23 protein-coding genes, 1 tRNA gene and 1 pseudogene are annotated in these 26,084 nt (G+C 76.3%); 12 read left to right on the top strand and 13 right to left on the bottom strand.

All coding sequences use genetic code 11. The features are described from left to right. Positions 1 to 599 precede the first annotated feature (599 nt). Both sppA and thyX read right to left on the bottom strand, forming a co-directional pair. The gene (gene sppA, locus IPO09_22385) at positions 600 to 3,098 is read right to left on the bottom strand and encodes a signal peptide peptidase SppA (GenBank protein MBK9520017.1); all 2,499 of its coding nucleotides are present in this window, start codon (positions 3,096 to 3,098) and stop codon (positions 600 to 602) included. 60 nt (positions 3,099 to 3,158) lie between these two features. Further along, positions 3,159 to 3,980, bottom strand: coding sequence for an FAD-dependent thymidylate synthase (gene thyX, locus IPO09_22380; GenBank protein ID MBK9520016.1), 822 nt, complete (start codon positions 3,978 to 3,980; stop codon positions 3,159 to 3,161). Between the two features lie 37 nt (positions 3,981 to 4,017). Here thyX and IPO09_22375 point away from each other — a divergent pair, with 37 nt between their 5' ends. After that, the gene (locus IPO09_22375) at positions 4,018 to 4,506 is read left to right on the top strand and encodes an acyl-CoA thioesterase (GenBank protein MBK9520015.1); all 489 of its coding nucleotides are present in this window, start codon (positions 4,018 to 4,020) and stop codon (positions 4,504 to 4,506) included. 88 nt (positions 4,507 to 4,594) lie between these two features. Next, a complete protein-coding gene (locus IPO09_22370) occupies positions 4,595 to 5,842 on the top strand; it encodes an MFS transporter (GenBank protein MBK9520014.1) in 1,248 nt (415 codons plus the stop codon). Positions 5,843 to 5,846: 4 nt separating this feature from the next. On the opposite strand, the gene IPO09_22365 is transcribed toward IPO09_22370, so the two are convergent. The 3 genes from IPO09_22365 to IPO09_22355 all read right to left on the bottom strand — a co-directional run bounded on the left by IPO09_22365 (position 5,847) and on the right by IPO09_22355 (position 8,782). Beyond that, complete coding sequence (locus IPO09_22365; GenBank protein ID MBK9520013.1) at positions 5,847 to 6,389, bottom strand: SRPBCC family protein; 543 nt, start codon at positions 6,387 to 6,389, stop codon at positions 5,847 to 5,849. A 30-nt stretch (positions 6,390 to 6,419) separates the two neighbouring features. After that, a complete protein-coding gene (locus IPO09_22360; protein ID MBK9520012.1) occupies positions 6,420 to 6,908 on the bottom strand; it encodes an FHA domain-containing protein in 489 nt (162 codons plus the stop codon). 128 nt (positions 6,909 to 7,036) lie between these two features. Next, on the bottom strand, positions 7,037 to 8,782 hold the full coding sequence (locus IPO09_22355) for an aldehyde dehydrogenase (protein ID MBK9520011.1): 1,746 nt from the start codon (positions 8,780 to 8,782) through the stop codon (positions 7,037 to 7,039). A 153-nt stretch (positions 8,783 to 8,935) separates the two neighbouring features. On the opposite strand from IPO09_22355, the gene IPO09_22350 reads away from it, so the two are divergent. Next, positions 8,936 to 9,808, top strand: coding sequence for an OmpA family protein (locus tag IPO09_22350; protein MBK9520010.1), 873 nt, complete (start codon positions 8,936 to 8,938; stop codon positions 9,806 to 9,808). Positions 9,809 to 9,858: 50 nt separating this feature from the next. Here IPO09_22350 and IPO09_22345 read toward each other — a convergent pair whose 3' ends face one another. Together IPO09_22345 and asd are read right to left on the bottom strand one after the other, a co-directional pair. Next, positions 9,859 to 10,419 (bottom strand): nitroreductase family protein, encoded by a 561-nt coding sequence (locus tag IPO09_22345; protein ID MBK9520009.1) that lies wholly within the window; start codon positions 10,417 to 10,419, stop codon positions 9,859 to 9,861. 96 nt (positions 10,420 to 10,515) lie between these two features. Further along, on the bottom strand, positions 10,516 to 11,604 hold the full coding sequence (asd, locus tag IPO09_22340; protein ID MBK9520008.1) for an aspartate-semialdehyde dehydrogenase: 1,089 nt from the start codon (positions 11,602 to 11,604) through the stop codon (positions 10,516 to 10,518). Positions 11,605 to 11,729: 125 nt separating this feature from the next. On the opposite strand from asd, the gene IPO09_22335 reads away from it, so the two are divergent. After that, positions 11,730 to 12,251, top strand: coding sequence for a peroxiredoxin (locus IPO09_22335; GenBank protein ID MBK9520007.1), 522 nt, complete (start codon positions 11,730 to 11,732; stop codon positions 12,249 to 12,251). Positions 12,252 to 12,291: 40 nt separating this feature from the next. On the opposite strand, the gene IPO09_22330 is transcribed toward IPO09_22335, so the two are convergent. Then, positions 12,292 to 12,501 carry a helix-turn-helix transcriptional regulator gene (locus IPO09_22330; GenBank protein MBK9520006.1) on the bottom strand — a complete coding sequence of 70 codons (210 nt, stop codon included), beginning with the start codon at positions 12,499 to 12,501 and terminating at the stop codon, positions 12,292 to 12,294. A gap of 263 nt (positions 12,502 to 12,764) precedes the next feature. Here IPO09_22330 and IPO09_22325 point away from each other — a divergent pair, with 263 nt between their 5' ends. Further along, a complete protein-coding gene (locus tag IPO09_22325; protein MBK9520005.1) occupies positions 12,765 to 14,087 on the top strand; it encodes a bifunctional ornithine acetyltransferase/N-acetylglutamate synthase in 1,323 nt (440 codons plus the stop codon). A gap of 195 nt (positions 14,088 to 14,282) precedes the next feature. Here the strand turns inward: IPO09_22325 and IPO09_22320 are convergent, their stop codons facing one another. After that, a complete protein-coding gene (locus tag IPO09_22320; GenBank protein MBK9520004.1) occupies positions 14,283 to 15,605 on the bottom strand; it encodes an aminotransferase class I/II-fold pyridoxal phosphate-dependent enzyme in 1,323 nt (440 codons plus the stop codon). Between the two features lie 243 nt (positions 15,606 to 15,848). Between IPO09_22320 and IPO09_22315 the strand changes: the two genes are divergently transcribed. Then, on the top strand, positions 15,849 to 16,445 hold the full coding sequence (locus IPO09_22315) for a hypothetical protein (protein ID MBK9520003.1): 597 nt from the start codon (positions 15,849 to 15,851) through the stop codon (positions 16,443 to 16,445). 1 nt (position 16,446) lies between these two features. On the opposite strand, the gene IPO09_22310 is transcribed toward IPO09_22315, so the two are convergent. Next, a complete protein-coding gene (locus tag IPO09_22310) occupies positions 16,447 to 17,913 on the bottom strand; it encodes a GAF domain-containing protein (protein MBK9520002.1) in 1,467 nt (488 codons plus the stop codon). Positions 17,914 to 17,929: 16 nt separating this feature from the next. Next, positions 17,930 to 19,102, bottom strand: a complete 1,173-nt coding sequence (locus IPO09_22305; GenBank protein MBK9520001.1) for an FIST C-terminal domain-containing protein — start codon at positions 19,100 to 19,102, stop codon at positions 17,930 to 17,932. Positions 19,103 to 19,473: 371 nt separating this feature from the next. On the opposite strand from IPO09_22305, the gene IPO09_22300 reads away from it, so the two are divergent. Beyond that, positions 19,474 to 21,930 (top strand): penicillin acylase family protein, encoded by a 2,457-nt coding sequence (locus tag IPO09_22300; protein MBK9520000.1) that lies wholly within the window; start codon positions 19,474 to 19,476, stop codon positions 21,928 to 21,930. Between the two features lie 204 nt (positions 21,931 to 22,134). Here the strand turns inward: IPO09_22300 and IPO09_22295 are convergent. After that, positions 22,135 to 23,265, bottom strand: a pseudogene (locus tag IPO09_22295) (hypothetical protein). A gap of 225 nt (positions 23,266 to 23,490) precedes the next feature. On the opposite strand from IPO09_22295, the gene IPO09_22290 reads away from it, so the two are divergent. The 5 genes from IPO09_22290 (at position 23,491) to IPO09_22270 (ending at position 25,528) form a co-directional block, all read left to right on the top strand. Further along, the gene (locus tag IPO09_22290) at positions 23,491 to 24,099 is read left to right on the top strand and encodes a hypothetical protein (GenBank protein MBK9519999.1); all 609 of its coding nucleotides are present in this window, start codon (positions 23,491 to 23,493) and stop codon (positions 24,097 to 24,099) included. Next, positions 24,096 to 24,443: a hypothetical protein gene (locus tag IPO09_22285; protein ID MBK9519998.1), complete on the top strand. Its 348-nt coding sequence runs from the start codon at positions 24,096 to 24,098 to the stop codon at positions 24,441 to 24,443. The genes IPO09_22290 and IPO09_22285 overlap by 4 nt, the downstream gene beginning before the upstream one ends. A 260-nt stretch (positions 24,444 to 24,703) precedes the next feature. Then, a complete protein-coding gene (locus IPO09_22280) occupies positions 24,704 to 25,024 on the top strand; it encodes a hypothetical protein (protein ID MBK9519997.1) in 321 nt (106 codons plus the stop codon). 37 nt (positions 25,025 to 25,061) lie between these two features. Beyond that, a tRNA-Cys gene (locus tag IPO09_22275) sits at positions 25,062 to 25,134 on the top strand. A gap of 85 nt (positions 25,135 to 25,219) precedes the next feature. Next, positions 25,220 to 25,528, top strand: coding sequence for a hypothetical protein (locus tag IPO09_22270; GenBank protein MBK9519996.1), 309 nt, complete (start codon positions 25,220 to 25,222; stop codon positions 25,526 to 25,528). 2 nt (positions 25,529 to 25,530) lie between these two features. On the opposite strand, the gene IPO09_22265 is transcribed toward IPO09_22270, so the two are convergent. Further along, positions 25,531 to 26,067: a hemerythrin family protein gene (locus tag IPO09_22265; protein ID MBK9519995.1), complete on the bottom strand. Its 537-nt coding sequence runs from the start codon at positions 26,065 to 26,067 to the stop codon at positions 25,531 to 25,533. Positions 26,068 to 26,084 lie beyond the last annotated feature (17 nt).

The following is a 26,084-nucleotide window of genomic DNA, read 5'->3' as shown; positions in this document are numbered from 1 at the left end:
GCCGCGGTACTCGGCCTGCGGCGGCGCCTGGGGCGCGCCCTGGGCGACGTTCCCGTTCACCCCGGGCGCGGCGCCGGGCTGGCCCTGCGGCCCGCCCTGGCCCTGCACCCCCGGCTGCCCGGGCTGTCCGGGCTGACCCGGCTGGCCACCCCGGCCGCGGCGCCCGCGGCGGCGGCGGCGGCGGCGGCCGCCCTGCCCACCCGGCTGGCCGGGCGCGCCGCCCTGGTCACCCGGGCCGCCGTCGGCGTCGAAGCCGGCCGCGGCGGCGGCTGGCGCCTGGCTGGGCGCCGGCGTGGAGGGAGGGGGCGCGTTCTGGCCCTGTGACGGGGACTCGGAGTTCTCGCTCATGCTGTGTTTGCTGCGCTCGTCCGGGCGAGTCGCCCGTCGTGCGTCCTACTGCCTTCCTGGAGAGGTGGCCGTCGCATCCGCGCAGCCTCGAGGGCTGCGTCCGGTGGTGCGCACTGAAGCAGGCCGCCCGGGGGTCACCCCGTGCCGTCCGCGACCCAAGGTCGCCGGAAGCGGAGTGACGCCAGGATCCATAGCAAAAAAGATCTGCGAGCGAAAGGCAATGTGTGCGGCGGCCTGCCGGCCGGTCCCGATCAGGGCGCTGCCGCCCCCAGCCACTCCTCCGGCAAGGCCAGCACCGGCCCCAGCTCCAGCAGCAGCGCGGCGGCCTGCAGCTCGGGCACCGCCGCCGCCGCCCGCAGCAGCGGGGAGGGCGGCGAGGCCTCGGCCAGCAGCGCGGCGGCCGAGGCCAGCGGGGACCCGAGGTCGAACCGCTCCCGCCCGCCGCGCCACAGCAGCTCCACCTCGCCGTCGGCCGGCAGCCCGGCCTGCTGGCGCGCCAGCGCCACGGCGTCGGCCAGCCCGCCCAGCCGATCCACCAGCCGGCGCTCCAGCGCCTGCGCGCCGGTCCAGACGCGCCCGCCCGCCAGCGGCTCCACCTCGGCGAGCGGCAGGCCGCGCCCCTCGGCCACCTTCTCCAGGAAGCCGCGGTAGGTGGCGTCCACCAGCCGCTCCACCGCCGCCCGCTCCGGCGGCGTCCAGGGCTTCACCAGCGAGGCCACGTCGGCCACCGCGCCGCGCTGCTGCACGTCGCGCGCGAGCGACAGCTTGGCCAGCGCGCCGGAGAGGTCGGGCTTCACCAGGAACACCCCGATGGACCCGGTCAGCGTGGAGGGCTCGGCCACGATGGCGGTGGCGCCCACCGCCGCCAGGTAGCCGCCGCTGGCCGCCAGGTCGCCCATCGAGACCACCACCGGCTTCCTGGCCCGGGCCTGCACCACCGCGCGCCAGATGAGGTCGGCGGCGCGGGCGTCCCCGCCGGGCGACTCCACCCGGAGGACGATGGCGCGCACCCGCCGGTCCTCCGCGGCGGCCCGGATGGCGTCGGCCACCGTGTCGGCGCCGGCCAGCCCGCCGGCGCCGAGCGGCGCGGCGCGGCTCCGGCCGGCGGTGATGGCCCCCTCCAGCCGCACCACCGCGATGGCAGGGCGGGCGCCCCACTGCTGCGCCGCCCGCGTCGGGGTGGGCTCCCAGCCGGGCGCCAGGTGGGCCTGGCGGCCCACCTGCCTGCGCGTCCAGGCCGCCAGCTCGTCGGGCCAGAGCAGCTCGTCCACCAGCCCGGCCGCCTTGGCCTCGGCGCCGGTGAAGAGCCCCTGGTCGAGCAGCGCCGCCACCCGCTCCGGCGCCATCCGGCGGCTGCTGGCCAGGTCGGCGCGCAGGCGGCCGGCCACGTCGTCCAGCAGGGCCGCGGTCATGGCGCTCGACTCGTCGGAGGGCCCGCTGCGGGTGAGCGGCTCGGGGGCCGACTTGTAGGAGCCCGCCCGGGCCACCTCCACCAGCACCCCGAGCCGGGCCAGCCCGTCCCTCAGGTAGAGCTGGGTGCGGGCCAGGCCGTTCACCACCAGCGCCGAGCCGGGCGGCACGGCCAGGGCGGTGGCGGCGCTGGCCAGCCAGTACTCGCGGGTGCCCCCGCCGGTCAGGTAGGCCAGCACCGGCTTGGTGGCCCGCAGCGCCGTCACCGCGGCGCGCAGCTCCTCGACGCGGGCCGCGCCGAGCGGCAGGGCGTCCACCTCGAGCACCACCGCCGCCACCTCCGGGTCGCGCCGGGCCTGCTCCAGGCGGCGCAGCAGGGCGCCGTAGGGGTCCCGGTCGCCCACCTCGAAGAAGAGGATGCGCCGGGGCTCGAGCTGCCGGGCCAGGTCGAGCCGCGGCACCTGGGTGGCCAGGGCGACGCCGCGGTAGCGCTCGGTGGAGCTGCGCAGGCCGACCAGCGAGGCCAGGCCCGCCTCGCCGGAGCTCGCGCCGGCCGTGACGCCCATCCGCGCCGCGTTCCAGGTGAGGGTCACGAGGCCGGCGGCGTCGCGCTGGCCCTGGGGGGCGTCCGGCAGCGCCAGGCGGAGCTGCCCGAGCAGCCCCAGGCCGCCCCCGAGCTCGAGGGCCAGGCCCGCCGCGGCGTGGGTGGCGCGGAAGGGGAGGCCGTCCGCGTCGTCCGCCAGCAGGTCGGCGGAGAGGGTGAGCCGGTCGCCCAGCAGGCGGGTCGCCGCCCCCAGGTCGAAGCGGACCGGCAGGCGCGCGCCGGCCAGGCGGGCGTCGAGCCCCTGCGCCGAGGCGCCCAGCGAGAGCCAGCGCGCCGGGCGCACGGTCAGGCCGAGGTCCCAGGCGTGCAGCGCCTCCAGCGCCGGGTCGGGCGAGGACCACCAGCGCCAGGCCACGCCCAGCGACACCGCGTGGCCGTCGCCCAGCGCCAGCCCCAGGGTGGTGAGCCGGTAGCGCGGGCCGGCGTCGTCGGCGGGGCGCACCCACTCCACCGAGAGCGCCGGCCCGAAGGGGCCGAGCAGCCCGGCGGCGTAGAGGCCGTCGCCGCGGCCGCCGCGCCGGTCGTCGGCCTGCTGGTGGAAGTAGTGGAGCGAGGGGGCGCCCACGAAGCCCACGCCGGCCGGGTTGGCGGAGAGGGCGGTGGCCTCCTCGGCGCCGGCGGCCCCCAGCACCGGCAGGGCCAGCCCGGCGGGCAGCGGCGCCTCGACGTTCTGGACCTGGGCGGCGGCGGGGAGGGCGACGAGGAGCGCGGCGAGCGCGGCGGCGTGGCGGGGCATCCCGGCATTCTAGGGGGCGGGCCGGGACCGACCGACCGCCCGCACGGGGCGTGACCTCGCCTAGCCGTCCTCGGCGCCGGCGTCCTCCACGGTGCGCAGGTGCGCCTCGGTGAGCGGCACCAGCTGGCCGGCCCGGTGCTGCTCGAAGACCTGCAGCAGCTGCTCCTTGTGCGGGCGGACCTTGCCGATGGGGCACAGGGCCCACTCCTTGACCGGCTCGTCGCAGTACCCCATGCGCTTGTCGCCGCACTTGGGCTGCAGGTAGCCGCCGATCTCCGGCACCGCCTTCATCACCTCGCGCCGCATCATCGCCACCATGTGGCGGATCTCCCACTGGGCGCGCCAGCACAGCCGCAGGTCGGCGATGTGCAGGAGCTCGGTGAAGTTCACCATCACCTGGAAGTTGGTGGGGGTGGCGTTGGGCAGCACGAAGCGGGCGTCCTCGGCCGGCACCCCCTTCCGGAGGGCCTCCTCGTAGACGCGGGTGATCTCGCGCATCAGCCGATCGTACTCGTCGGCCAGGCCCAGCTTGCCCCAGGTCTTGGGCATGACGTAGTCGAGCCGCTCCTCCTTGTACTTCACGTAGCGCTGCGACTGCTGCTCGAAGCTGATGCCGACGCGGTGGCGCACGAACTGGTGGGACAGGGCGCGCGACACGCCCGAGATGCCGAACCAGAAGACCACCTGCTCGAGCGGCGAGGCGTGGCCGGTCTTGAGCCGCTCGCCGATGAACTCGCGGATGGTCTCCGGGGGGATGCGCCCGTCGGCGATCTCGTCCCAGACCTCGCCGGGGGTCTTGGGCGTGTAGCAGGTGCGGTAGGCGCCGTAGAGCTTGGCCAGCGGATCGCGGGCGAAGTCGATGAGGCGGACGTCGAGCGGCATGCGTGCTCCCGGGAAGGGGGCGGAGGATACTACGTGGATGACCCCCGTCCCAGCCTCAGCCTCGCAGGTCGAGATGACCCAGCTGGTCATGCCCGGCCACGCCAACGTCATCGGCACCGCCTTCGGCGGCACCATCATGCAGTGGACCGACCTGTGCGCCTCCATGGCCGCCATGCGCCACGCCCGCCTGCCGGTGGTGACCGCCTCGGTGGACCAGCTCGACTTCCGCGCGCCGGTCCGCATCGGGCAGATCGCCATCCTGCGGGCCCAGGTGAACGCGGCCTTCACCACCTCCCTGGAGGTGGGGGTGGAGGTGCTGACCGAGGACCCGCGCACCGGCGAGCAGCGGCGCTGCTGCGGGGCCTTCCTCACCTTCGTGGCGCTGGGGCCCGACGGGCAGCCGGTGCCGGTGCCCCCGCTCCGGGCCGAGGCGCCGGAGGAGCGGCGGCGCGAGGAGGAGGCCGGGGTGCGGCGGGCGGCCCGGCTGGCGCTCAGGGCCGCGCTCCAGGCCCGCCGGGAGGGGTGAGCCGGGGCCGAGGGCCCGGGCGGGCGGGCCGCGCCGCGGCGCCGGCCCCTTGCCCACCCCGCGGAATTCGGCTTTCGTGTCGCCTGCCATGGCCACCGATCCCGCCCCGGCCGCCACCCACCGGAGCGGCCTCCTCAACGCCGCCGTGATCGTGGCGGCGCTCGGCTACTTCGTCGACATCTACGACCTGGTCCTCTTCTCCATGCTCTGGAAGCCCAGCCTGGCGGAGCTGGGCTTCGACGCCGAGCAGGCCTCCGTCTGGTACGACCGGATCCTCACCATCCAGAACGCCGGCATGCTGCTGGGGGGCATCGGCTTCGGGGTCCTGGGCGACAAGAAGGGGCGGCTGCACATCCTCTTCGGCTCCATCACCCTCTACTCGCTGGCCACCCTGGCCAACGGCTTCGTCACCGACGTGTGGAGCTACACGGCCTGCCGCTTCCTGGCCGGCGTGGGCCTGGCCGGGGAGCTGGGCGCCGGGGTCACCCTGGTGGCCGAGATCCTGCCGGCCCGGCTGCGCGGCTACGGCACCATGATCATCGCCTCGGTGGGCGTGTCGGGGGCGGTGGTGGCCAACCTGCTGGCCGGCCACTTCGGCTGGCGCATCGCCTACGTCTCGGGGGGCGGGCTGGGGCTGCTGCTCCTGCTGCTGCGCGTCGGCGTGGTGGAGTCGGGCCTCTTCGCCGGGCTGGGCAAGCGCGGGGTGGCCCGCGGCGACTTCTTCGCCATCTTCACCACCCGGGACCGCTTCGGCCGCTTCGCCCGCTCGGTGCTGATCGGCCTGCCCATCTGGTTCTCGCAGGCGGTGCTGGTGAGCAAGTCGCCGGACCTGGCGGTGGTCCTGGGCGTCACCGGCGAGGTGCTGGCGCGCAGCGCGGTGGCCGCCTTCTACACCGGGCTGGTCTTCGGAGACCTGGCCTCCGGCGCCATCTCGCAGGCGCTCAGGAGCCGGCGCGCGGTGGTGCTGCTCTTCCAGTCGGCGCTGGGCGCCGCCACCGTGGCCTACTTCGTGGTGGGGCGCGGCGCCACCCCGTCCACCTTCTACGTGCTGTGTGGCGTGCTGGGGCTGGCGGCCGGCTACTGGGCCATCCTGGTGACGGTGGGGGCCGAGCAGTTCGGCACCAACCTGCGCGCCACCGTGGCCACCAGCGTGCCCAACTTCGTGCGCGGCCTGGCCGGCCCCATGGCCTTCGCCTACGCGGCGGCCTCGCAGGCGCTGGGCAGCCGGGCCCTGGGCGCGCCGGTGGTGGGCGCGGCGGTGCTGGTGATCGCCCTGTGGGCCGCCTCGGGCCTGCGCGAGACCTTCGGCAAGGACCTCGACTACCTCGAGGAGTGAGCCGCTAGCGCGCCAGCGTCCCGTCCTCGGTGATCTGCTTGAGCGTGGCCAGCCCCCGCTCGAAGTCGGGCCCGATGGCCTTGTCCATGTCCATGAAGAGCGACATGGCCTTGCCCAGGAAGTCGTGGGTGCCGGTCATGATCCAGACCACCCGGGTCCCGCCCTTCTCGGCGTAGAGGTCGAAGACCGTCTCGGCGGTGGACTGCCAGGGCTTGAGGAACTCCAGCTTGATCTTCACCTGCAGGGGCGGGTGGACCTCGGTGACGGTCATGCGCCCCTCGCCCACCTTGTCGTTGCCCGACCAGGTGTAGACCGATCCCGGCGCGGCGGGCGTGCCGGTGAAGGTGGACTTCATGGCCGGGTCGAGCCGGGCCCAGGGGCTCCAGGCGCTCCAGCGCTGCAGGTCGGCCACCGTGTCGTAGAGGCGGCGCACCCCCTCGTCGACCACCAGGCTGCGCTCCACGCGGTAGGTGGCGGGGCGGGTGGCGATGACCACCAGCAGGACGGCGAACAGCGCGGCGACGACGACCAGGATCTTCTTGAGCATGGCTGGGCCCTCCGGAGGCCAGCCGGTCTTCTAACGCGCCCCCTTCAACCGGAGGTAGAGCCCTCCTGAGTCGTAGTAGGTGAGCCGCACCGACCCGGCCACCAGCCGCACCCCGGGCAGGAGCGCCACCGGGTCGGGGCCCAGGCGCGCCCCCTCCACGGTGGTGCCGTTGGTGGACCCGGCGTCGCGCACCGTCCAGCCGGAGGCGTCCTGGGTGAAGAGCAGGTGGAGGCGCGACAGGGTGGCGTCGTCCACCACCAGGTCGTTGTCCGGGCCGCGCCCCAGCGAGACGTAGGGCTTCTGGGGGGCCGGCTCCAGCGCGATGGCCAGGGACTCGCCCGCGCCGTGCGGCGGGCTGTGGCGCTCCTGGTCGTGGGCCAGGGTGTCCTTGCTCTGGTAGGTGGGGCGCCACGGCCCGGCCTCCCAGACCAGCCAGGACTCGGGCCGCTCGCGCACGAAGTCCTCGAGGCGCTGCCCCGTCGAGTGCTTGGCCAGCCAGGAGATCAGGTATCCGCGCACGCGCCCCCCCCCACAGACGAACCGGACGATGACACCACGCACGGTCCGCGCTGTCGACCCCGTGTGCTGGTGACCCGCAGGCCGGACCGTCGCACCCTCGCCGTGCCGTCGCGGCGCGGCGCTGCCGCCTACCCGAGCACCGCCGCGGCCACCACCGCGGGCACCGCGCCCCAGCCCTGGCCGCCCTCCAGGGCGGTGAGCCGGCGGCCCAGCCGGCTGGCGGTCCGGTGCGACGGGAAGTAGGGCGGCTTGGGGAATGTGAAGGCCGGGTGGCGCACCACGCACTTCTCCACCCCGTCCAGCATCAGGGCGTTGTGGACGAAGCCGCGGCCGCTCTGGATGTCGGCCAGGGAGGCGCCGGGGTAGGCGCCCCAGGGGGTGGTGCCGAAGGCGAAGGCGTAGCCGGCCCAGACGTCCAGGCTGACGCAGCCGTAGCGCAGCGCCCGCACCGCCCGCTCCAGCGCGGCGCCGGTGGTCGGATCGGCGGCAGTGGCGGGGTGGACCACCAGGCTGGCCGAGAGCGTCCCCCAGACCCGCTGGTTGGCGAAGCGGGTGGCCTCGGCCAGGAACTCCACCGGGTCCTCCGATCCCACGCTGGTCTCGGAGAGGACGGCGCAGAAGGGCTCGGTGGTGAAGGCCGGGTCGGCCGAGGCGGCGTCGAGCCCGGGGACCAGGGTCCAGGGCAAGGTGCCGGCGCCCGGCGCCCCGGCCTGCGGGGGCGCCCCGGGATCGAGCGCGGTGGCCTGGCCCACCAGCCGCAGCCCGGGACGGCCGGCGGTGAGGGCCTGGTAGCGGTCGACGGCGCCCGGGTACCAGGCGGCGCGCGCCGGGGCCCGCGCCATGGCCGCCACCACCAGGTCGAGGAAGCGCTGGCGGTGGCGCCAGCCGCGCGGCGTGATCAGCAGCTTGGCCGCGTTGCAGTTGAAGGAGGCGTTGTGCGTCACCATGCCGGCCACGCTCTCGGCCTGGAAGGCCAGCCGCCGCTCGTCCCAGGGGCCGGGCACCACCAGCACCGGCGAGACGCAGCCCAGCTCGGAGGTGATCTCCTTGCGGAGGAGCGGCTCGCCGCGGGCCCGCCGCGCGTCGCGCGCCGCGCCGGGCGGCCCCCACACGATGAGGTCGTGGGTCCTGTCGGAGCCGGTGATGTGGACCTCGTCCACGCCCGGGTGGGCGCACAGGACGGCGCCCACCTCGGCGCCGCCGTAGACCACCGCCAGCAGCCCGCGCTCCACCGCCGGCGCGAAGGCCTCCTCCAGCACCGGGCCGAGGTAGGCGTTGACCGGGTTCATCTTGAGCAGGCAGGTCTTCCCCTCGTTGAAGAGCTTGGTGATGACGTCGGTGGGGGGGATGGCGTTGATGTTGCCGGCGCCCAGCACCAGGCAGGTCCGGCCGTCGTGGTCCGGCTGCCGGTGGAAGCGGGCGCGCCGCTCGTGCAGGGCGGCCTCGTCCAGGCCTTCCTGCAGGTGGACGTCGGCGCGGACGCCCAGGAAGAGGGCCCGGTCCTGCAGGCTGGACGGGAAGACGCCCACGGTGAGGTGGCCGTCGGCGGTCTCGCCGAGCGGGCCCACCGGCGTGTTGCCGTTGCGGCCGAGCAGGGTGAGCGAGGCGATGGTGAGCCGGAGGAGCCGCAGGGTGACGTAGGGACCGGAGAGCCACTCCTCGCCGGCCTGCGGCCCGTCCCAGGGGAGGCCCTTGGCCTGGCAGGCCAGACGGACCCCGCGCTCGGCGGTCCGGGCCACGCCGGCGTGGAGGGCGCGGGCCAGGTCGATCCGCTCTCGCAGGGTGGCGCGGGCCCAGCCGGGGGCCGCCTCCTTGACGCGGGTCACGGCGGCGTCGAGGGCTGGTGGGGTGGTGTGGGACGGTTGGCCTGGCATGCCGACAGCCTATCCGGGTGAACCGGGCCAGGGCAGGGGGGAAGCGAACCAAGGGGCGGGGCGTGCCCCCGGACCGGGGGACACCCTTGCATGGGTCGTTCCGCTAGACTGGCCCAAATGTCTGCCTCCCGCCGTCACCGCAGCCGTCGCCCCGTGCGCCCGTCCGGGTGGTTCCGCGCCGCTGCCGCCGCCTGCTCCGTCTTCCTCGCTTCCCCGGCGCTGGCCGCCCCGGGCGCGCTGCTCGAGGTCTACTTCGGCCCGAGCGAGACCGACTGGCTCGACCTGCAGTCGCTCCAGGTCGAGCTCGACGGCAAGCCGCTGGCGGTGCAGCAGCCGGCCAGGGGCGCCGACCCGGCCCAGGCCGTCTACTCCGGCCCGGTGGCGCCGGGTCCCCACCGGCTGGAGGTGCGGGCCGCGCTGGAGGGCGAGTCGGACGTCTTCACCTACGTCGAGAAGTACCTGTTCCGGATGGCGGGCCGGCTCGACGTGGTGGCGCCACCCGGGCAGGTGACCGGCGTGCAGGCGCGGGTGGTCGCCGACACCGGGCTCACCACCAGGTGGGAGGACCGGTACCGCCTGGCGCTCTCGGCGGCGTCCTACCCCACCGATCGCGCCCCCGAGCTGCCGGAGGCGCCCCCGCCCGCCCCCCCGCCCGCCCCTGCCCCGCCCGCCCCTGCCCCGGCCGCACCGGCCGCCTGCAGCCTCGAGGCGGTGAACTTCGCCTTCGACAAGGCGGTCCTCAGCGGCGACGCCACGGCGGCGCTCGATCGCTTCGCCTCCTGCCTGGCGGGCTCGAAGGCCACCGTGCGGCTCGACGGGCACTGCGACCCGCGCGGCTCCGAGGCCTACAACCTGCGGCTCGGGGCCAGGCGGGCCGCCGCCGTGCTGCGCTACCTCACCTCGCACGGGGTGGCGGCCAAGCGGCTCTCGAGCAAGTCGTTCGGCGAGTCGCGGCTGGCCTGCACCGAGGCCACCGAGGACTGCCACGCCATGAACCGGCGGGTCGAGGCGCAGGTCTCCGAGTAGCCGGCGGCACGGCCGGGCCGCCCTGGGGTGGGGCTCCGTCCCGCCGGCGGTCAGGCCAGCGGCCGGACCAGCTCCTCGAGCGGGAGCCGGTCGCTGGGCGTCTCGCGCGCCCGCAGCGGCTCGGGCAGCGCCTCCACGGCCCCCGGAGCGCCCACCGCGATCATCACCTGCGGCTCCTCGCCGGGCCCGAGCCGGGCCAGCGCCCTCGCCGCCTCCCGGTCGAACCCGGCCATGGCGTGCACCGCCAGGCCGGAGAGGGTGCCCTGCAGCGCCAGCGCCATCCAGGCGGCGCCGGCGTCGAAGGCGGCGGTGGGGGCGGGCCGGCCGTCGTCGCGCACGGTCCGGGCGGAGAGCAGCACCAAGGCCCCGGCGGCGTGCGCCCAGGCGCGGTTGGCCGGCACCAGCGCCGCCAGGGCGGCCTCGAAGGCCGGCGTGCCCCGCAGGGCCCAGGCGAAGCGCCAGGGCTGGCCGTTGCCGGCCGAGGGCGCCCAGCGCGCCGCCTCCAGCAGCGTCAGGAGGGCCTCCCGGGGGAGCGGGGCGCCGGACATGGCGCGCGGAGACCAGCGGCGCGGGAAGAGCGGATCGACCGGGTGCGCGGGCGTGCGGGGCATGCCGTGGTGTAGCCCGGCCGTGGCGCGGACGCACGGCGGCCCCGGGCCACCCTGGCGGGCGGCGCCGGGGCCGTGGGGCCGGCCGGAGGTGGCGGGCTACCTGGCCGTGATCCAGCCGTCCTTGGTGAGCAGCTCGGCGGTCAGCACCGCGCCGCCGGCGGCGCCGCGCACCGTGTTGTGCGACAGCGCCACGAAGCGGTAGTCGAAGAGCGAGTCGGTGCGGAGGCGGCCGATGGTGATCGCCATGCCCTTGCCGGCGTCGCGGTCGAGCCGGGTCTGCGGCCGGTTCTCCTCCTCGAAGTAGTGCAGGAAGGGGGTGGGCGCGCTGGGCAGGCCCAGCTGCTGCGGCCGCCCGGCGAAGGACCTCCAGCGGGCCAGGATCTCCTCCTTCGAGGGCTTCCGGTCGAAGGCCACGAAGACCGCCGCCATGTGGCCGTCGGCGGCGGGCACGCGGATGCACTGGGCGCTGATGACCGGGTCGGTGGCGGCCACGATGCCGGCCCCCTGGATGCGGCCCCAGATCTTCATGGGCTCCTTCTCGGACTTCTCCTCCTCGCCCTTGATGAAGGGGATGAGGTTGTCCACCATCTCCGGCCAGGTCTCGAAGGTCTTCCCGGCGCCGCTGATGGCCTGGTAGGTGCACACCGCGATGCGCCTGGGCCCGAACTCCATCAGCGGGTGGATGGCCGGCACGTAGCTCTGCAGCGAGCAGTTGGGCTTCACCGCGATGAAGCCGCGGGTGGTGCCGAGCCGCTTGCGCTGCAGGGGGATGATCTCGGCGTGCTCGGGGTTGATCTCCGGCACCATCATGGGGACGTCGGGGGTGGCGCGGTGGGCCGAGTTGTTGGAGACCACCGGCGTCTCGGCCCGGGCGTAGTCCTCCTCGAGCCTGGCGGTCTCCTCCTTCGACATGTCCACGGCGCAGAAGACGAAGTCCACCTCGGCGGCGATGGCCTTCACGTCCGCGGCGTTCTTCACCACCAGGGCGCCGGCGGCCGCGGGGATGGCGGTCTGGAGCGCCCAGCGCCCCTTGACCGCGTCCTGGTAGCGCTGCCCGGCCGAGTTGGCGCTGGCGGCCACCAGGGTCACCTCGTACCAGGGGTGGTGCTCCAGGAGGGCGAGGAACCGCTGGCCGACCATGCCGGTCGCGCCGAGGATGCCGACGCGGAGCTTCTTCTGGCTCATGTGAGGCGCCTCCGTGAGGGGGGTGCTGCGAGGGTCGAGCAGGATAGCAGAGGCGCCCGGAGGGAGGCGAGCGACCCGGCGCACGGCGCTTGACGCGCGGCGCCCCGGCCCGTAGGGGATGGCCCATGGCCCTCCTGCTCGAGCCCGCGCCGGACTTCACCGCCCCCGCGGTCCAGGGGAGCGGCGAGCGGGTCACCTCCTCGCTCGCCGCCCACCGCGGGCGCTGGCTGCTGCTCTTCTTCTACCCCCGCGACTTCACCACCGTCTGCCCCACCGAGATCACCGAGCTCTCCAAGCGCATGCCGGAGCTGCGGGCCCTGGGGGCCGACGCCCTGGCCCTCTCGGTGGACGACGTCGACACGCACGCGCGCTGGATCGCCGAGGTGCTCGGTCCGGTGGCCCTGCCGCTGGTGGCGGACGCCGGGGGGGCCATCGCCCGGGCCTACGGGGCGCTGCTCGAGCGGGAGGGGGTGGCGGCCCGGGCGGCCGTCCTGGTGGACCCGGCCGGCGTGATCCAGTACGCCGCCTTCCACAACCTCATGGTGGGGCGCTCCATCTCGGAGCTCATCCGGGTGCTCGAGGCCCTGAAGACCGGGCAGCCGGCCCCGGTGGACTGGCGGCCCGGTCAGGCCACCCTGGGCAGCTGACCACCGCGCCGCCCCGGGCCGGGGAACGCGGCGCGCCGGGTCACTTGCCGCCGAGCAGGCCGGCCGGCGGCACGCCCAGGGCCTTGGCCACCTTCTCCACGGTCTCGAGGGGTGGTGAGCGCTGGCCCCGCTCCAGCATCGACACGTAGGAGACGGAGATCCCCACCTTGTCGGCCAGCGCCTTCTGGGACAGGTGCTTCTTGGAGCGCAGGCGGCGGACGTTACCGGCGAAGCGAGCGAGGAGATCCATGCAACGTGGATAGCCACGCCCGCACTCCCAGGCACGGGCCCTTTCGGGTCCAGGGGCGCGGCATTTCGACTCTCGGTGACATAGCCGATTGGTGAATCAACTGAAAGTTTACACGGGTCGGGGGCGCCTAGGCCCAGCCCGGGGCGGGTCGTCCGCCCCGGATCACCAGCATCTGGCCGGTCCGAGGCGGGGCTGGCCGGGCGGGGAGGCCTGGCGGCGCCCCTCGCGTTGACGCTCCCGGTCACGCGGGGTATTCCGCCGCCATGGCCAGCACCTCCCTCACCTTCGACTCCCGCGAGGCGCACCGCGCCTGGCTCTCGGCGCAGGCGAAGCTCCCCCGGGGCTTCCGGGCCGGGGCGGCGGCCTTCGAGTTCACCCCGTTCGAGGTGGCCCGGCCGGCCCGCATGAAGCTGGCGCTGCTGGCGCTCGACCGGCCCACCGAGGCCTTCGCCGCCGTCTTCACGCGGAACGCCTTCCCCGGCGCGCCGGTCATCGTGGGCCGCCGCCGCCTGGCCGGGGCGCGCCTGGGCGCGGTGCTGGTCAACAACAAGATCTCCAACGTCTGCGCGCCGGGCGGGGTGGAGGCCACGGAGCGGCTCTGCCGGGAGGCGGCCGGCGCGCTGGGCCTCTCGCCCGAGGAGGTGCTGCCCTCCTCCACCGGCGTCATCGGCTGGCGGCTGCCAGTGGAGGCCATGGCGGCGGCCTTGCCCGCCGCGGTGGCGGCGCTCCAGCCGGACTCCATCCTGCCCGCGGCCGACGGCATCATGACCACCGACCTCTACCCCAAGGTGCGGCGCGCCGACCTGCCCGGCGGCGCCTCCATCGTGGGCATCGCCAAGGGGGCCGGCATGATCGAGCCCAACCTGGCCACCATGCTGGTCTACCTGCTCACCGACGCGGCGGTGCCGCGGCAGGCCCTGCGGGCGGCGCTGGCGGACGCGGTGGACCAGAGCTTCAACGCCATCTCCATCGACTCCGACACCTCCACCTCCGACACCGTGGCGCTGCTGGCCTCCGGCGCGGCCGGCCCGGTGGACCTGGCCGCCTTCCGCGGGGCCCTCGGGCAGGTCTGCCGGGACCTGGCCGAGGACGTGGTCCGCAACGGCGAGGGGGTGCGCCACGTGCTGCGGGTGCGCATCAGCGGCGCGCCGGACCGCGCCGCCGCGCTGGCGCTGGGCAAGGCCATCGTCAACTCGCCGCTCCTCAAGACCGCGGTGGCCGGCAACGATCCCAACGTGGGGCGGCTGGTGGCGGCGCTCGGCAAGGAGGCCGGGGCGCGCGCCATCCCGCTCGATCCGGCCGAGGCCCGCCTCACCATGGGCGGCGAGGTGATCGTGGACGGCGGGCTGTTCCAGCTGGACCCGGAGAAGGAGCGGCGGCTCACCGCCCACCTGCTGGCGGCCGAGCTCTACCCGCAGGTCCCGGCGCCGGACGGCATCACCTTCAAGCCGCCGGTGGACTACCCGCGCCACGAGCGCTGCGTGGCCATCGAGGCGGTGGTGGGGCGGGGACCGGGCCAGGCCGAGGTGCTGGGGGCGGATCTGACGCACGAGTACGTCACCGAGAACGCCGACTACCGGAGCTGAGCCGTCGGCCCCCTCCCCCCGGCCCTCTCCCCGGCGGGGAGAGGGCCGGGGGGCTCAACGAGGGGGCTCGCCATGCTCTCCCTCCGCTCCCCCAGCTTGCTGGGGGAGCGGGGAGGGGTGGAGGGGGCGGAACGACCACGGCCCCTCCACCGGACGGTGAAGGGGCCGTGGGTGCGACCGGACGCCGGGCGGCGGCTACGACCCGCGCACCGCCCGCACCGCCTTGGCCGCGGCGCTGAAGACGCCGGGGATCTGCGCCTCGGTGAGGCAGGAGAAGGCCACCCGCAGATCGGTCTTCCCGAGGGCGATGGCGCCCACGCCGTGCTCGTCGAGCAGCTTGACCCGCACCGCGTCGGCGTCGGCGCCCTTGAGGCGCAGGCACATGAAGTAGCCCGAGTTGAACGGGTAGACGTCCCAGCAGTCGGCGTACTCGGCCCGGCGGCACTCCACCGCGGTGACCTTGGCCCGGCCGCGCAGGGTGGCCACCTTCTCGGCCTGCTGGGCGCGGAAGTCGGGGTCGTTGAGCGCCTTCAGGACCACCGACTGCCCGGGGTTGGAGACGTTGGAGATGTAGGCGCGGATCAGGCCGGCGGTCTTGTCCTCCAGCGCCTTGTAGGCGGCGGCGGTGCCGTTCTTCACCCCGAAGGTGACGAAGCCCACCCGCAGGCCCCAGACGAACTCCTCCTTGGTGGCGCCGTCGACCTTGATGGCCAGGAGGTTGTTCGAGGCCCTGGCCAGCTTGCCGAAGATCGACTCGGTGGCCGAGGCGTCGTCGTAGAACATCCCGTAGTAGGCGTCGTCGACGCAGACCACCAGCCTGGTGCCGGCCTCGGCCTCGGCGGTGAGGGCGGCCACGATGGCGTCGGCCTCGACCCGGGTGGGCGTGTAGCCCGACGGGTTGTTGGGGAAGTTGAGCGAGACCACCAGCTTCTGGCCGCGGTGCCGGGCCAGCCCGGCGGTGAAGGCCGCCAGGTTGAAGCCGGTGAGCCGGTCGTCGAAGAAGGGGAAGTAGTGGAAGACGGCGCCGAGCCGGGTCTCCCAGTTCAGGTTGTAGTTCTCCCAGAGCAGGTCGGCGGTCAGCACCGCGTCGCCCGGGTCGAGGAACAGGTCGCCCACCAGGCCCAGGCCGTGGGTCAGGGCGTTGGTGACCACCGGGCTGGAGAGCGGGTGCTCGCCCAGCGACGGCGTCTCGGCCCGCTGCTTCTTGGCCCAGGCGGCGCGCACGTCCGGCTTGCCGTAGGAGGGCGCGTAGTCGAAGATCTCGGCGGGGGTCAGGCCGGTGAAGTACTTGGCCACGCACGCCAGGTTCATGGGGGCGCCGTTCTCGGTGGCGATGCCCACGGTGGCGTTGGCGGTCTTGGCCTTCAGCTTGGCCTCGGCGCCCTGGGCCAGGATCCCCTTGGACGGGAAGAAGAAGCGCTTGCCGCGCTCCGAGAGCAGGTCCAGCAGGACCGGGCAGTCCTTCGCCAGCGCCTCGTTGGCGGCCGAGGCGAGCGGGTGGAACGGGGCGGGGCTCATGGGCGGGCTCCTGGTGGATCGGGGGGTGGCGTGGAAGCGGCCGGAGATGGTGGCACGGCACAGGAACGGGGTTCAAGGGGAACCGGCGGGTGCGTGCGGCGCCCTGCCACGCGACCGAGGGGCGCCACCCGCCGGGAGGACGGGTCGGCCCGGGCCGCCCGCGCTCGCCCGGCCCGGCCAGGCCCGCCATGACAAGCCGGACGCGGCGTGCTGTGCTGCGCCCTCTCCCCCCTCGGAGGACGCATGGTCTTCGTCGGCTTCTCCACGCCGCGCCGCTGGAACCCGCTCTCGGCGCTCATCCGCGCCATGATGCGGTCGCAGGCCAGCCACGCCTGGCTGCTGGTGGAGGACCCGCTCTTCGAGCTCCGCCTGGTGCTGGAGGCCCACTCCACCGGGTTCCGGCTCATCGCCCTCGCGGAGTTCGTGAAGGAGAACCGGGTGGTGGCGCTGGTGGAGCCGGCCCACGACCTGCACCGGGGCCTGCCCGAGGCCGGCGGCTGGCTGGGCGACCAGTTCGACGTGCTCGGCCTCTTCGGCATCTTCCTCACGCTGGTGGGCCGGTGGTTCAGCGCCAGGCGGTGGCGCAACCCCTTCACCTCGTCGCGGGCCCTGTTCTGCTCCGAGGCGGTGGTGCGGGTCATGAAGGCCTCCCGCTACCCGGGGGCCGAGCGGCTGGGCAACGAGACCACCACGCCGGCCGAGCTGCTGGCCTTCCTGGAGGCCGACCTCGGCAGCCGGGTCATCTCCGGCGAGCGGCTCAACCTGTGGCGGCACCTGAGGGCCACCGGGCCGCGGCGGGCCCGGCGCAAGCCGGCGGCGCCGGCCGGCCTGGCGGCCTGAGCTAGGCCGGGGCGGCGGGCACCGCCGGCAGCCGGATCCGGATCACCAGCCCCTGCAGCCCCGTGGCGGTGGCCGAGAGCTCCGCCTGGCAGCCGCGCAGCAGCTGGTAGCTCAGCAGGAGCGACAGGCTGAGGCGGATGGTGCGGCCACCCGGCGTCTCCACCTCCTCCATGCGCGGATCGAAGATGGCCCGCCGCTGCTCGTCCGACAGCAGGATGGACGGGTCGGTGATGACCACCGTCGGTCGGCCCTGCTGGCGCTCGGCGACGACGACGACCTGGCCCACCGGCTCGCCGCGGCGGTGCCCGGGCGACCGCAGGAACCGCAGCAGGCCGAGCAGCGCCGCCTTGAGGACCTCGGGGGCCACCCAGGCGGCGCAGGCGTCGCCGCCCAGGCCCAGCTGCACCAGGCCGGGGCCGCCCGCCTGGCCCGGCAGCTCGGAGAGGCACTCGGCGACCAGGGCCCGCAGGTCCACCCAGCCGGCCAGGGTGGGCTGGTCCGCCACCGCCAGGCGCGTGAAGCCCCGGACCAGGTGGCCGATGCGGACGACGCCGTCGAGCGACTCCTCGACCAGCTCGGCCAGCTCCGTGGTGAGCTCGGCGCCGGCCTCCTCGCCCATCGCGGCCAGGAGGGTGCGCCCCTGCTGGCGGGCCTCCGGCGCGGGGTGGCTGGCCAGGAACGCGGCGGCGGAGCGGGCGGCCTCGAGGGTGGCCGAGACGGCCGGCAGCTGGCGCTGCAGCGCCTGCAGGTTGGCCCTGAGGTAGGCCAGCGGGTTGTTGACCTCGTGGGCCACCGAGCCGGCCAGGCGGCCGGCCAGCGCCAGCTTCTCGGCCTGGAGCAGCCGCTCCTGCGCCTCGCGCAGCGAGGCCTCGGTCCGGTCCCGCTCCAGCACCAGCCCGATCCGGTAGGCCATGGCCCTGAGCAGGTCCACGTCGGCGCGGGAGAACGGCGCCGGGCGGCAGCGGGCCAGGCAGAGCACGGCCAGCGGCTCGGCCGCGCCGACCACCGGCAGCCACACCGCGCGCCGGATCCCCAGCTCCCGCAGGTGGAGGTCCACGGCGAGGTCGTCCTGCACCTCGCCGGACTCCTCCGGCGCACGGCCCGCCAGGGCCGCCGCCAGCCGGCTGCCGGGCGCGGCCGAGACGGGCCGGCGCAGCAGGTCCTCCGGCAGCCCGATGGCCGCCAGCGGCGCGAACTCCCCCGGCCCGGCCGGCTGCAGGAGCAGCACCACGTCCGACGAGAAGAGCTCCGAGAGGGTGGCGAGGACCCGCTCCAGCAGCACCTCCAGCGGAGCAGGCTCGCCCAGGATGGTGAACAGGCGGGTGAGGCGGGTGGTGTCGGCGACCGCGGCGCCCAGGGCCCGCAGCGCCTCCAGGTGCGCCAGGCGCAGCCGCTCCACCACCTCGCGCCCCGGCGGCGGCGCGGCCGCCCCCCGCTCCTGGCCCGCCGGCGGCGTGGTCCCGTCCACCCAGGCGCCCGTGCCGCTAGAGGGCCAGCGCGGTCAGCGTGGCGTTGTGGGTGCCGAGGACGCCGGCGGTGCGCGCGAACTCGGCGCAGCAGTAGAGGCCGAAGACCGGCACCGCGCCCGCCGCCGCCTGGAGGCGCCGCGGCTCCTCCGGCGCCCGCTCGCCGAAGATCTTGGCGCGCGCCGCGCAGCTGAAGGCCAGCAGGACCCCTGCCGCCGGGCGCCCCTCCAGGGCGGCGCCAGCCACCTCCTCGGCGATGTCGAGGAGCTGGTCGGTGGTGCCGGTCATGACCTGGACGGCGCCGCCCGCCGGCGGGCAGCAGCCCTGGATGTTGAGGTACCCCTCCGCCGACTTCGACCGGGCCACCCGGATGACGGTGGACCCGTCGGGCTGGAGCAGGCCGAGCGGGTGCATGATGGAGGTGCCCCAGAAGGCCTCGGGGGTCAGCTCGCCCGCGCCCAGCCCGAGCTGCGCCTCGTACACCTCCGCCGCCGCGCGCCCGCCCAGCTCCATGATCTGGGTGCCCTCCACGCGGGTCACCAGCATCGGGATCCCCATGGGCTCCCAGCCGTGCCGCGTCACCACCCGCAGCGGCTCCGGGCTGGAGATCCAGAGCGCCACCACCCCCTCGTCGATGACCCGGTCGTCGTGGAAGACCAGGGTCCGCACGAACTTCTGCTCGTCACCGGCCCCCCCGCCGACGATGGCGACCTTCGGCCCGGTGACGCGGTAGACGCCCTGCACCAGCTGCTGCAGGTCGCCGAGCAGCGAGTCGGCCAGCAGCACCACGGTGCCGTTCGGTCCGGGGCCCGCCGCCTCGCGGCTGGCCCGGGTGAGGGCCTGGCCGGCGCGGTCGAGGTCGCCGCGGACGTGGTCGGCGGAGGCCGCGCCGAAGCGGTAGGGCCCGGCCGTCAGGACCAGGACGGCCACGCCGGCCCCGAAGCCCATGAACTCGCCGCGCACCATCTCGCCCGAGGAGGTGCAGCCCACCAGCAGCGTGGTCCCGGTGACGGACCGGACCCCGGCGAGCAGCGCCGGCAGGTCGTGGCGCGGCGTGGTGAACACCACGACCAGCGCCGGCGCCTGGCCGGCCAGCTCCTGCACCGCGGCGGCGGCGGCGGCGCTGCCGGCCTGGAAGGAGTCCTGGCCGCGGCTCAGCCCCGTGCCCGCCCTCAGCTGCTCCCCTGCCATGTGGTTCTCCCGGCCGGCTGGCCCCGCGGGCCCCGCGTTCAGCCCAGCGTCGAATGTACCATCGCCCTTTGCGCGCCGCGCCAGGTGGAGGCGGGACGGCGGAGCGCGCGCCACGGGTCCGCGCGCCGACGGGTGTGGCAATCCGCCACCGGGCGCGCGGCGACCCGGCGCGAGGCGGGAGGTGAGCACCCACCGACAGGTGCGTGCGTCCCGTCGCCGGGTGACGCGGAGCGCGACCCCGATCCCGATCCCGACCCCGATCCTGATCGCGCCTCCCAGGAAGCGCCGGCGCCACCCCGGTGTAGGCTCCCCGCGTGGAGCCGCTCCCCTCGCCGCCCCCCGGCCCAGCCGGCTCCGCCGCGCGCACCGCGCTGCGCTGGCTGCTCCGCGGCCTCGCGGCGCTGGTGCTCCTCCTCGTCCTCCTGGCCACGGCGGCCTGGTGGACGCTGGGACGCAGCCTGCCGGTGCTGGACGGCGCCCGCCCGCTGGCGGGCCTGGGGGCAGAGGTCTCCGTCACCCGCGACGCGCTCGGCGTCCCCACGGTGCGCGGCGCCAGCCGGCTCGACGTGGCGCGGGCCACCGGGTTCCTCCACGCACAGGACCGGCTCTTCCAGATGGACCTCCTGCGCCGCCGCGCCGCCGGTGAGCTGGCCGAGCTGGTGGGGGCCGCGGCGCTGCCGGTGGACCGCAGGGCCAGGGTCCACCAGTTCCGCGCCCGGGCCCGGAGCGCGGTGGCGGCGCTGCCGGGCGACCAGCGGGCCCTGCTCGAGGCCTACGTGGCCGGGGTCGCCGCCGGACAGGCGGCCCTGGGCGCGCGCCCCTTCGAGTACCTGCTGCTGCGCGCCGAGCCGGCCCCGTGGCGCCCCGAGGATTCGCTCCTGGTGGGCTACGCCATGTTCATCGACCTGAACGGCGAGGCCGGCGCCCGCGACGCGCTGCTCGGCGCCCTGCGCGACACGCTGCCGGCGCCGTACCTGGAGCTGCTGGCGCCGCTGCGCGGCGAATGGGACGCGCCGCTCATGGGCGGACCGGCGGCGACCCCGCCGCTGCCGGGGCCGGAGGTGCTCGACTTGCGGAGGGGCACGCCGGGGAGAGCCCTCGACCCCGACCTCGACCTCGACCTCGACCCCGACCCCGACCCCGACCCCGACCCCGACCTCGACCTCGACCCCGACCCCGACCTGCTCTCCCTCCTCACCTCGCCCGCCCTCGGCCGTGGCAGCAACGCCTGGGTGGTGGACGGACGCCACTCGATGCACGGCGGCGCCCTGGTCGCCGACGACATGCACCTCGGCCTCTCGGTGCCCAGCACCTGGTACCGCGCCTCGCTCTCCTGGACCGAGGACGGCGCCCCGCACACGGTCACCGGCCTGACGCTGCCGGGCGTGCCGGTGGTGGTGGCCGGCTCGACCGGGCTGGTGGCCTGGGGGTTCACCAACAGCTACGGCGACTGGCAGGACCTGGTGGAGCTGCAGGAGGCGCCGGGGGGGGGCGACGCCTACCTCACGCCCGAGGGGCCGCGCCACCTCAAGCGGGCCGTCGAGCTGCTGCTGGTCAAGGGCGGGGCGCCGGAGCGGCTGGAGGTGGCCTCCACCGTCTGGGGGCCGGTGGTGGACACCGACCACGCCGGGCGCCGCCGGGCGCTGGCCTGGACCGCCCACCTGCCCGGCGCGGTGGACCTCGGGCTGCTGGCGCTGGAGCGGGCCGCCACGCTCGACCAGGCGCTGGACGCCGCCACCCGCGCCGGGGTGCCGCCGCAGAACTTCCACTGCGCCGACCGGACGGGCCGGGTCGGCTGGACGGTGGCCGGCCGGCTGCCGCGCCGGGTGGGGTTCGACGGCCGCCTCCCGGGGAGCTTCGCCGACGGGGTGCGTCGCTGGCAGGGCCTGGCTCCGCCGGAGGAGACGCCGCGCCTGGCCGACCCGCCCTCCGGCCGGCTCTGGACCGCCAACGCCCGGGTGGCCGACGGCCCGGCCCTGGCGCGGATCGGCGACGGCGGCTACGCGCTCGGGGCCCGGGCCGGCCAGATCCAGGAGCGGCTCTTCGCCCGCGAGGCCTTCTCGGAGCAGGACCTGCTGGCCATCCAGCTCGACGATCGGGCGCTGTTCCTGGCGCGCTGGCAGGCGCTGCTGGTGCGCCAGCTGGCCGGCGCCGCGCTGGACGCCGATCCGCGCCGCGTCGAGGTGCGCTTCCACGTCCTCGGCTGGGGCGGACGCGCCGCCGTGGCCTCGGTGGGCTACCGGCTGGTGCGGGCCTGGCGGCTGGCGGTCATGGCCCGGGCGCTGGCCCCGTACACCGCGCGGGCCCGCCGCGCCGCGCCCCGCCTCGGGCCCGGCGACCTGCCGCAGGCGGAGGGCTTCGTCTGGCGCCTGATGGTGGAGCGGCCGGCCCACCTGCTCCCGCCCGGCGAGGCCAGCTGGGAGGGGCTGCTGCTCGGCGCCCTCGACGACGCGCTGGCCGCCCTGCCGGGGGGCGGCCGGGACCTGGCCGACCGCACCTGGGGCGAGCGGAACACCGCCGCCATCCGGCACCCGCTGTCCGCCGCGGCGCCGGGCCTCGGGTGGCTGCTCGACCTGCCGGCCGATCGGCTGCCGGGCGACGGCGACCTGCCGCGGGTGCAAGGTCCGGCCTTCGGCGCCTCGGAGCGCTTCGTGGTGTCGCCGGGGCGGGAAGCCGAGGGGATCCTGCACATGCCGGGCGGGCAGAGCGGCCACCCGCGCTCGCCCTTCTTCCGGGCCGGCCACCAGGCCTGGGTGCGCGGCGAGCCGGCCCCGTTCCTGCCGGGGCCGGCGGCGCACACGCTCACGCTCCGGCCTGCCGGGCCCTGACGGGGCGGCGAGGCCGCCGGCGCGGCGAGGCCCGGCGACCCCTCGACGGGCGCCGGGCCTCCCTGATCCGCGCGCGGCGCGCTACCAGATGCCGGCCGGCGGCAGCGGCGCCGGGCAGCACAGCCCCCAGCGCTCGGCCAGGCCGGGGAACTCGCAGACGTCGGGGCGGGTGACGCGGCAGGTCGGCTCGGCGCGGCGCGCCTGCCAGCGGGTCGGCCGGGCCAGGTCGCGCGGCGCGGGCACCACCAGCGAGCCCACGTAGTCTCCCTTGGCGTAGACGGCCTCGATGCGCCCGGCCAGGCCGGCCAGCTCGGCGCGGCCGATCTGGCCGGTGGCGGTGGCCTGGTAGAACTGCACGGTGACGCGCACCGGGAAGCGCTGGTCGCGCGCCACCGTGAGGCCGGCCAGCTCGGTGAAGGGGCCGTCGAGCTCGCCGTGGCCCAGCACCGCGGTCTCCAGGTCGGAGGCGCGGTCGGCCGACTTCGACTCCATGGCCGCGGCGGGCGGGGCCGACATGGGGAAGGCGCCGCCCAGGGCCTTGCGCTGCGGGCGGCTCACCACCAGCGGCACCTGCACCAGCATGAGCAGGTTGGCGTCGGCGCCCAGGCTGCCCGCCGACTCGCCGTTCATGGTGGTGCCGCTGGCCGACACGTCGGAGAGCCGCTCGGCCGTGAGCGGGGCGCGCTCGCCGCCGGCGTTGAAGAAGAGCCGCTGCCCCCACGAGGCGTGGCCGCTCACCGTGTCGCGGGCGTTGTCGACGATGGTGAGCGAGGTGCCCTGGCGGGTCACCAGCAGCGTCAGCACGGCCGGGTGCCCCTGGGTGGACTGGTAGTTGAAGATGACCGGGTGGAAGGTGGCCTGCCCGCCCTGCGGCACCGGCAGGAAGGTGGCCTGGGCCGACACCAGCGCGTGGGTGTCGCGCGGCGCCAGCAGGGTGCCGCCCTGGATGCGACCGGCCGCGGGCGCGGAGAGGAACCGGCCCGGGCTGGCCAGGAAGTCCTTGAGCGAGACCACCCGCTCGGCCGAGCCGTCGCGCTCGTTGCCCACCTTGAGCCAGATCTTGTCGAGCCGCACGTCGGCGGTCCGGTCGGCGAAGTTGGGGAAGCGCAGCACCGGCATGAGCGCCAGCGTGCGGGCGCCCCGGTCGTCGGAGACCACCTCGATGGTCACGTCGCTGATGTTGGGGCCCACCGACGAGCCCTGGCTGCGGCCGGTGTCCTCCCAGGTGAGGTCGATCAGCTGGAGGCCGCGCTCGGCGGCCAGGGCCTGGAGCTGGCCGTCGGAGACCATGCCGGCCACCCGGTCGACGACGGCCGGGTAGGGGGCGGGGCGAGGGTGGGCCAGCAGGGCGAGGGCGAGCAGGGCGGGGAGCGCGTTCATGTGGGTGACCTCCGTGGCGTTCGTGGAGGTGAACGCGCCACCCCGGAAACCGATCTGCCGCCGCGGCGAAGGGACGGTCCGCGGCGCGGACCGGGGTCTCCGCGCCGGCCGCCAGGACACGCCCGGGCCACCTGGTGGCGGGGACTTGGGCGCGGCACCGCGCCTGCATCACCGCGGCACATGACCCCACCCGACACCTTCACCGAGCTGGCCCGGCGCCTGGCGCGCGAGGGGGCCGGCGCCGCCTGCCAGGGCGAGGCCGACGACCTGGCACGCCGCGCCGCCGGCGCGCCGGCCACCCGCCAGCGGGCCCTGCGCCGCGGTGCGATGGGCCTGGCCATGGCGGCCCGCCTGCTCGACCGGCTGGGCCACACCTCCCGCGCCGCTCCCTTCCGGCCGGTGGGGCTGCGGGGCGCCGTGGCCGCGGGCGCCGTGGCGCTGGCGGCGGGCCGCACCAGGCAGGCCGAGCTCATCGGCCTGGCCGCGGCGGAGGCGGCGCCGGACAGCCCGGCCGGCCTCCGCCTGGCCGGGCAGGCGCTCTTCGCCCAGGGGCGCTTCCCCGCCGCGGTGAAGGCGCTCACCGCCGCGGTGGCCCAGGACCCGCTCGACACCTTCAGCCGAGCCCTGCACGCCGAGGCCCTCCTCTTCGCTGGCGAGCAGGAGGCGGGCCGGCGGGCGCTGGCCAGCCTGCGGGCGCGCGGCGAGGAGGCGGCGCCGCTGGCCTGCGCGCTCGATCGGGCGCTGCGGGCCGGGGCCCTGGGGCGGCTCGGCAGGGGAGGGGTGGCGTGACGGCCCCCCAGCGGGGCAGGCCCGGTCCGGCCGGCCTGGCGCGGCGGCGGCGCGCGGCGGCCGAGGATCTCGAGGAGGCGGCGGCAGCGGTGGAGCGCCAGCGGCGCGAGGCGGTGGCCGCGGAGGCGGAGGCCGACGAGCGGCGGCGGCGGGCGGCGGCCCACGCCGGCGGGCCGGGAGATCCGCGGGCCCACGGGCTGTGGGACGCCGCGGCCTTCCACGCCGAGCGGGCCCGAGCCGCCCGGGCCAGGCTGGCCGAGGTGGAGGTGCTGGCGGGCCGGATCCGCGCCCGCGCCGAGGAGGCGCGCCTGGAGGCCGAGGCCGCGGTGCGCCGGTGCGGCTGAGCGGGCCCGGGGAGGCGGGGCCGAGGGCCGCCCCGACGGCCGGCCGCCAGGGCTTCGGCGCGGCGCTTCGCCGGGCCAGCCAGGGCGGGAAGGCGCGCGAGGTGGGGCGCGTCGAGGCGCGCCGATCCACCTCGGCCGAGCGCCGGGGCGCGCCGGCCCGGCGCCGCTCCGCCCCCCTGGACCCCGGGCCCGCGGGCCGGTCGCCCCTGGCTGGTGGGGAGGCGGCCGGCGCGCCCGTCGCAGCCGGCGCGGCGGCGATCGTGGCTGGCCGGGAGGCCGGGGGGCCGGTGGAGGCGGCCCGGGCCTGGCTGGCGCTGGCGGTCCGCGGGGTGGTCCCGGCGGTGGAGATCTTCAGGCAGAGCGGGCGAGCGGCGCTCACGCTGGACCTCGGGCCGGCGCTGGGCGTCGAGCTGCGCCGGGTCGACGGCGGCGTGGCGGTGGCGCTCTCGGTGACGCCGGCCCTGGCCCTGGCGGCGCGCGCCGAGCTGCCGCACCTGCTGCGGACGCTGGCGGCGCGCGGCGTCGCCGTGGTGGGGGCCGAGGTCCGCGAGCGCCGCGGCGCCGCCGGGAGCCGGCGTTGACGCCGCTCCGGGGCTCCGCTAGAAGGGCACCCCTGACGGCGCTGTAGCCAAGTTGGTAAGGCAGCAGACTGCAAATCTGCCATCCCCCGGTTCGAATCCGGGCAGCGCCTCACTCCCCCACGCCCTCCCGCTGGCCTGCGCGCCCCTCCCACCAGGCGCTTGTGGCGCCGAGGCGCCCGCGCTAGGTGCTCCACCGTGGCCACCGAGTGCTGCCAGTACTGCGGCGTCGACCTCGACGAGCACCCGCCGGGCGAGGAGCGCGGCGTGCTCTACGGCGTGGCCTGCTCGCGCTGCCCGCCGGCCCGGCGCCGCACGCTCATGATGGCCCGCCCGGCGCAGGTGGCGACGCTGTGTTGCCCGGACTGCGGCGCCAGCATCGCGCCCGCCGGGAGCCACGACGACGTGCTGGTGGTGCGGGAGCTGGTCTACGAGGTCTGCTCGGCCTGCGGGGAGCGCTGCGGGGTGTCCCGGGTGCGCACGCTCCGGGACCTGACGGCCCCCTGAGGTCAGTCCTGCGGCTCGGCCGGCTTCGGCGCCGGCACGCCGCTGGCGCGCAGGTGCCGCGCCAGGTCGGCGTCGACCTCGGTGACGTGGTTCTTGAGCCACTTCTCCAGCCAGCCCGCCACCCGGTCCGGCTCGATGCCCGGCCCGCGCGGCTTCTCGTGCTGGTCCGACAGGGCCAGGATGTCCTTGATGAAGCGGTCGTGCTGCTTCTCGTGCTCCAGCGTGCCCGGGTAGCTGGCCTCGCGCATCCAGGCCTCCTCGGCCCCGAAGTGCGTCACCGCGTAGAGCCGGAGGAAGGAGAGGAGGATGCCGACCTCCTGGCGCGACTGCCGCTGCAGGCTCTCGATGAAGAGGCCGGCCCGCCGGAAGAGCTCCTGGTGCTGCGCGTCGATCTCGTCGATGCCCACCGAGTACTCCGGCCGCCAGGCGAAGCGGCTGGTGGTCCCGGCGGCGGCGGTCGCCCCGGGCGGCGGGGCGCCGGGGCCGATCTCGGACGGGGAGGGGGGCTGGGACGGGGTCTTGCTGCCGGAGCGGGTCATGGCGACTGCGACGATAC

This window comes from Anaeromyxobacter sp., from assembly GCA_016718565.1.
Lineage (GTDB): Bacteria > Myxococcota > Myxococcia > Myxococcales > Anaeromyxobacteraceae > JADKCZ01.
The sequence above is the reverse complement of the archived record's forward strand: the minus strand, read 5'-3'. Positions and strand labels throughout refer to the sequence as shown.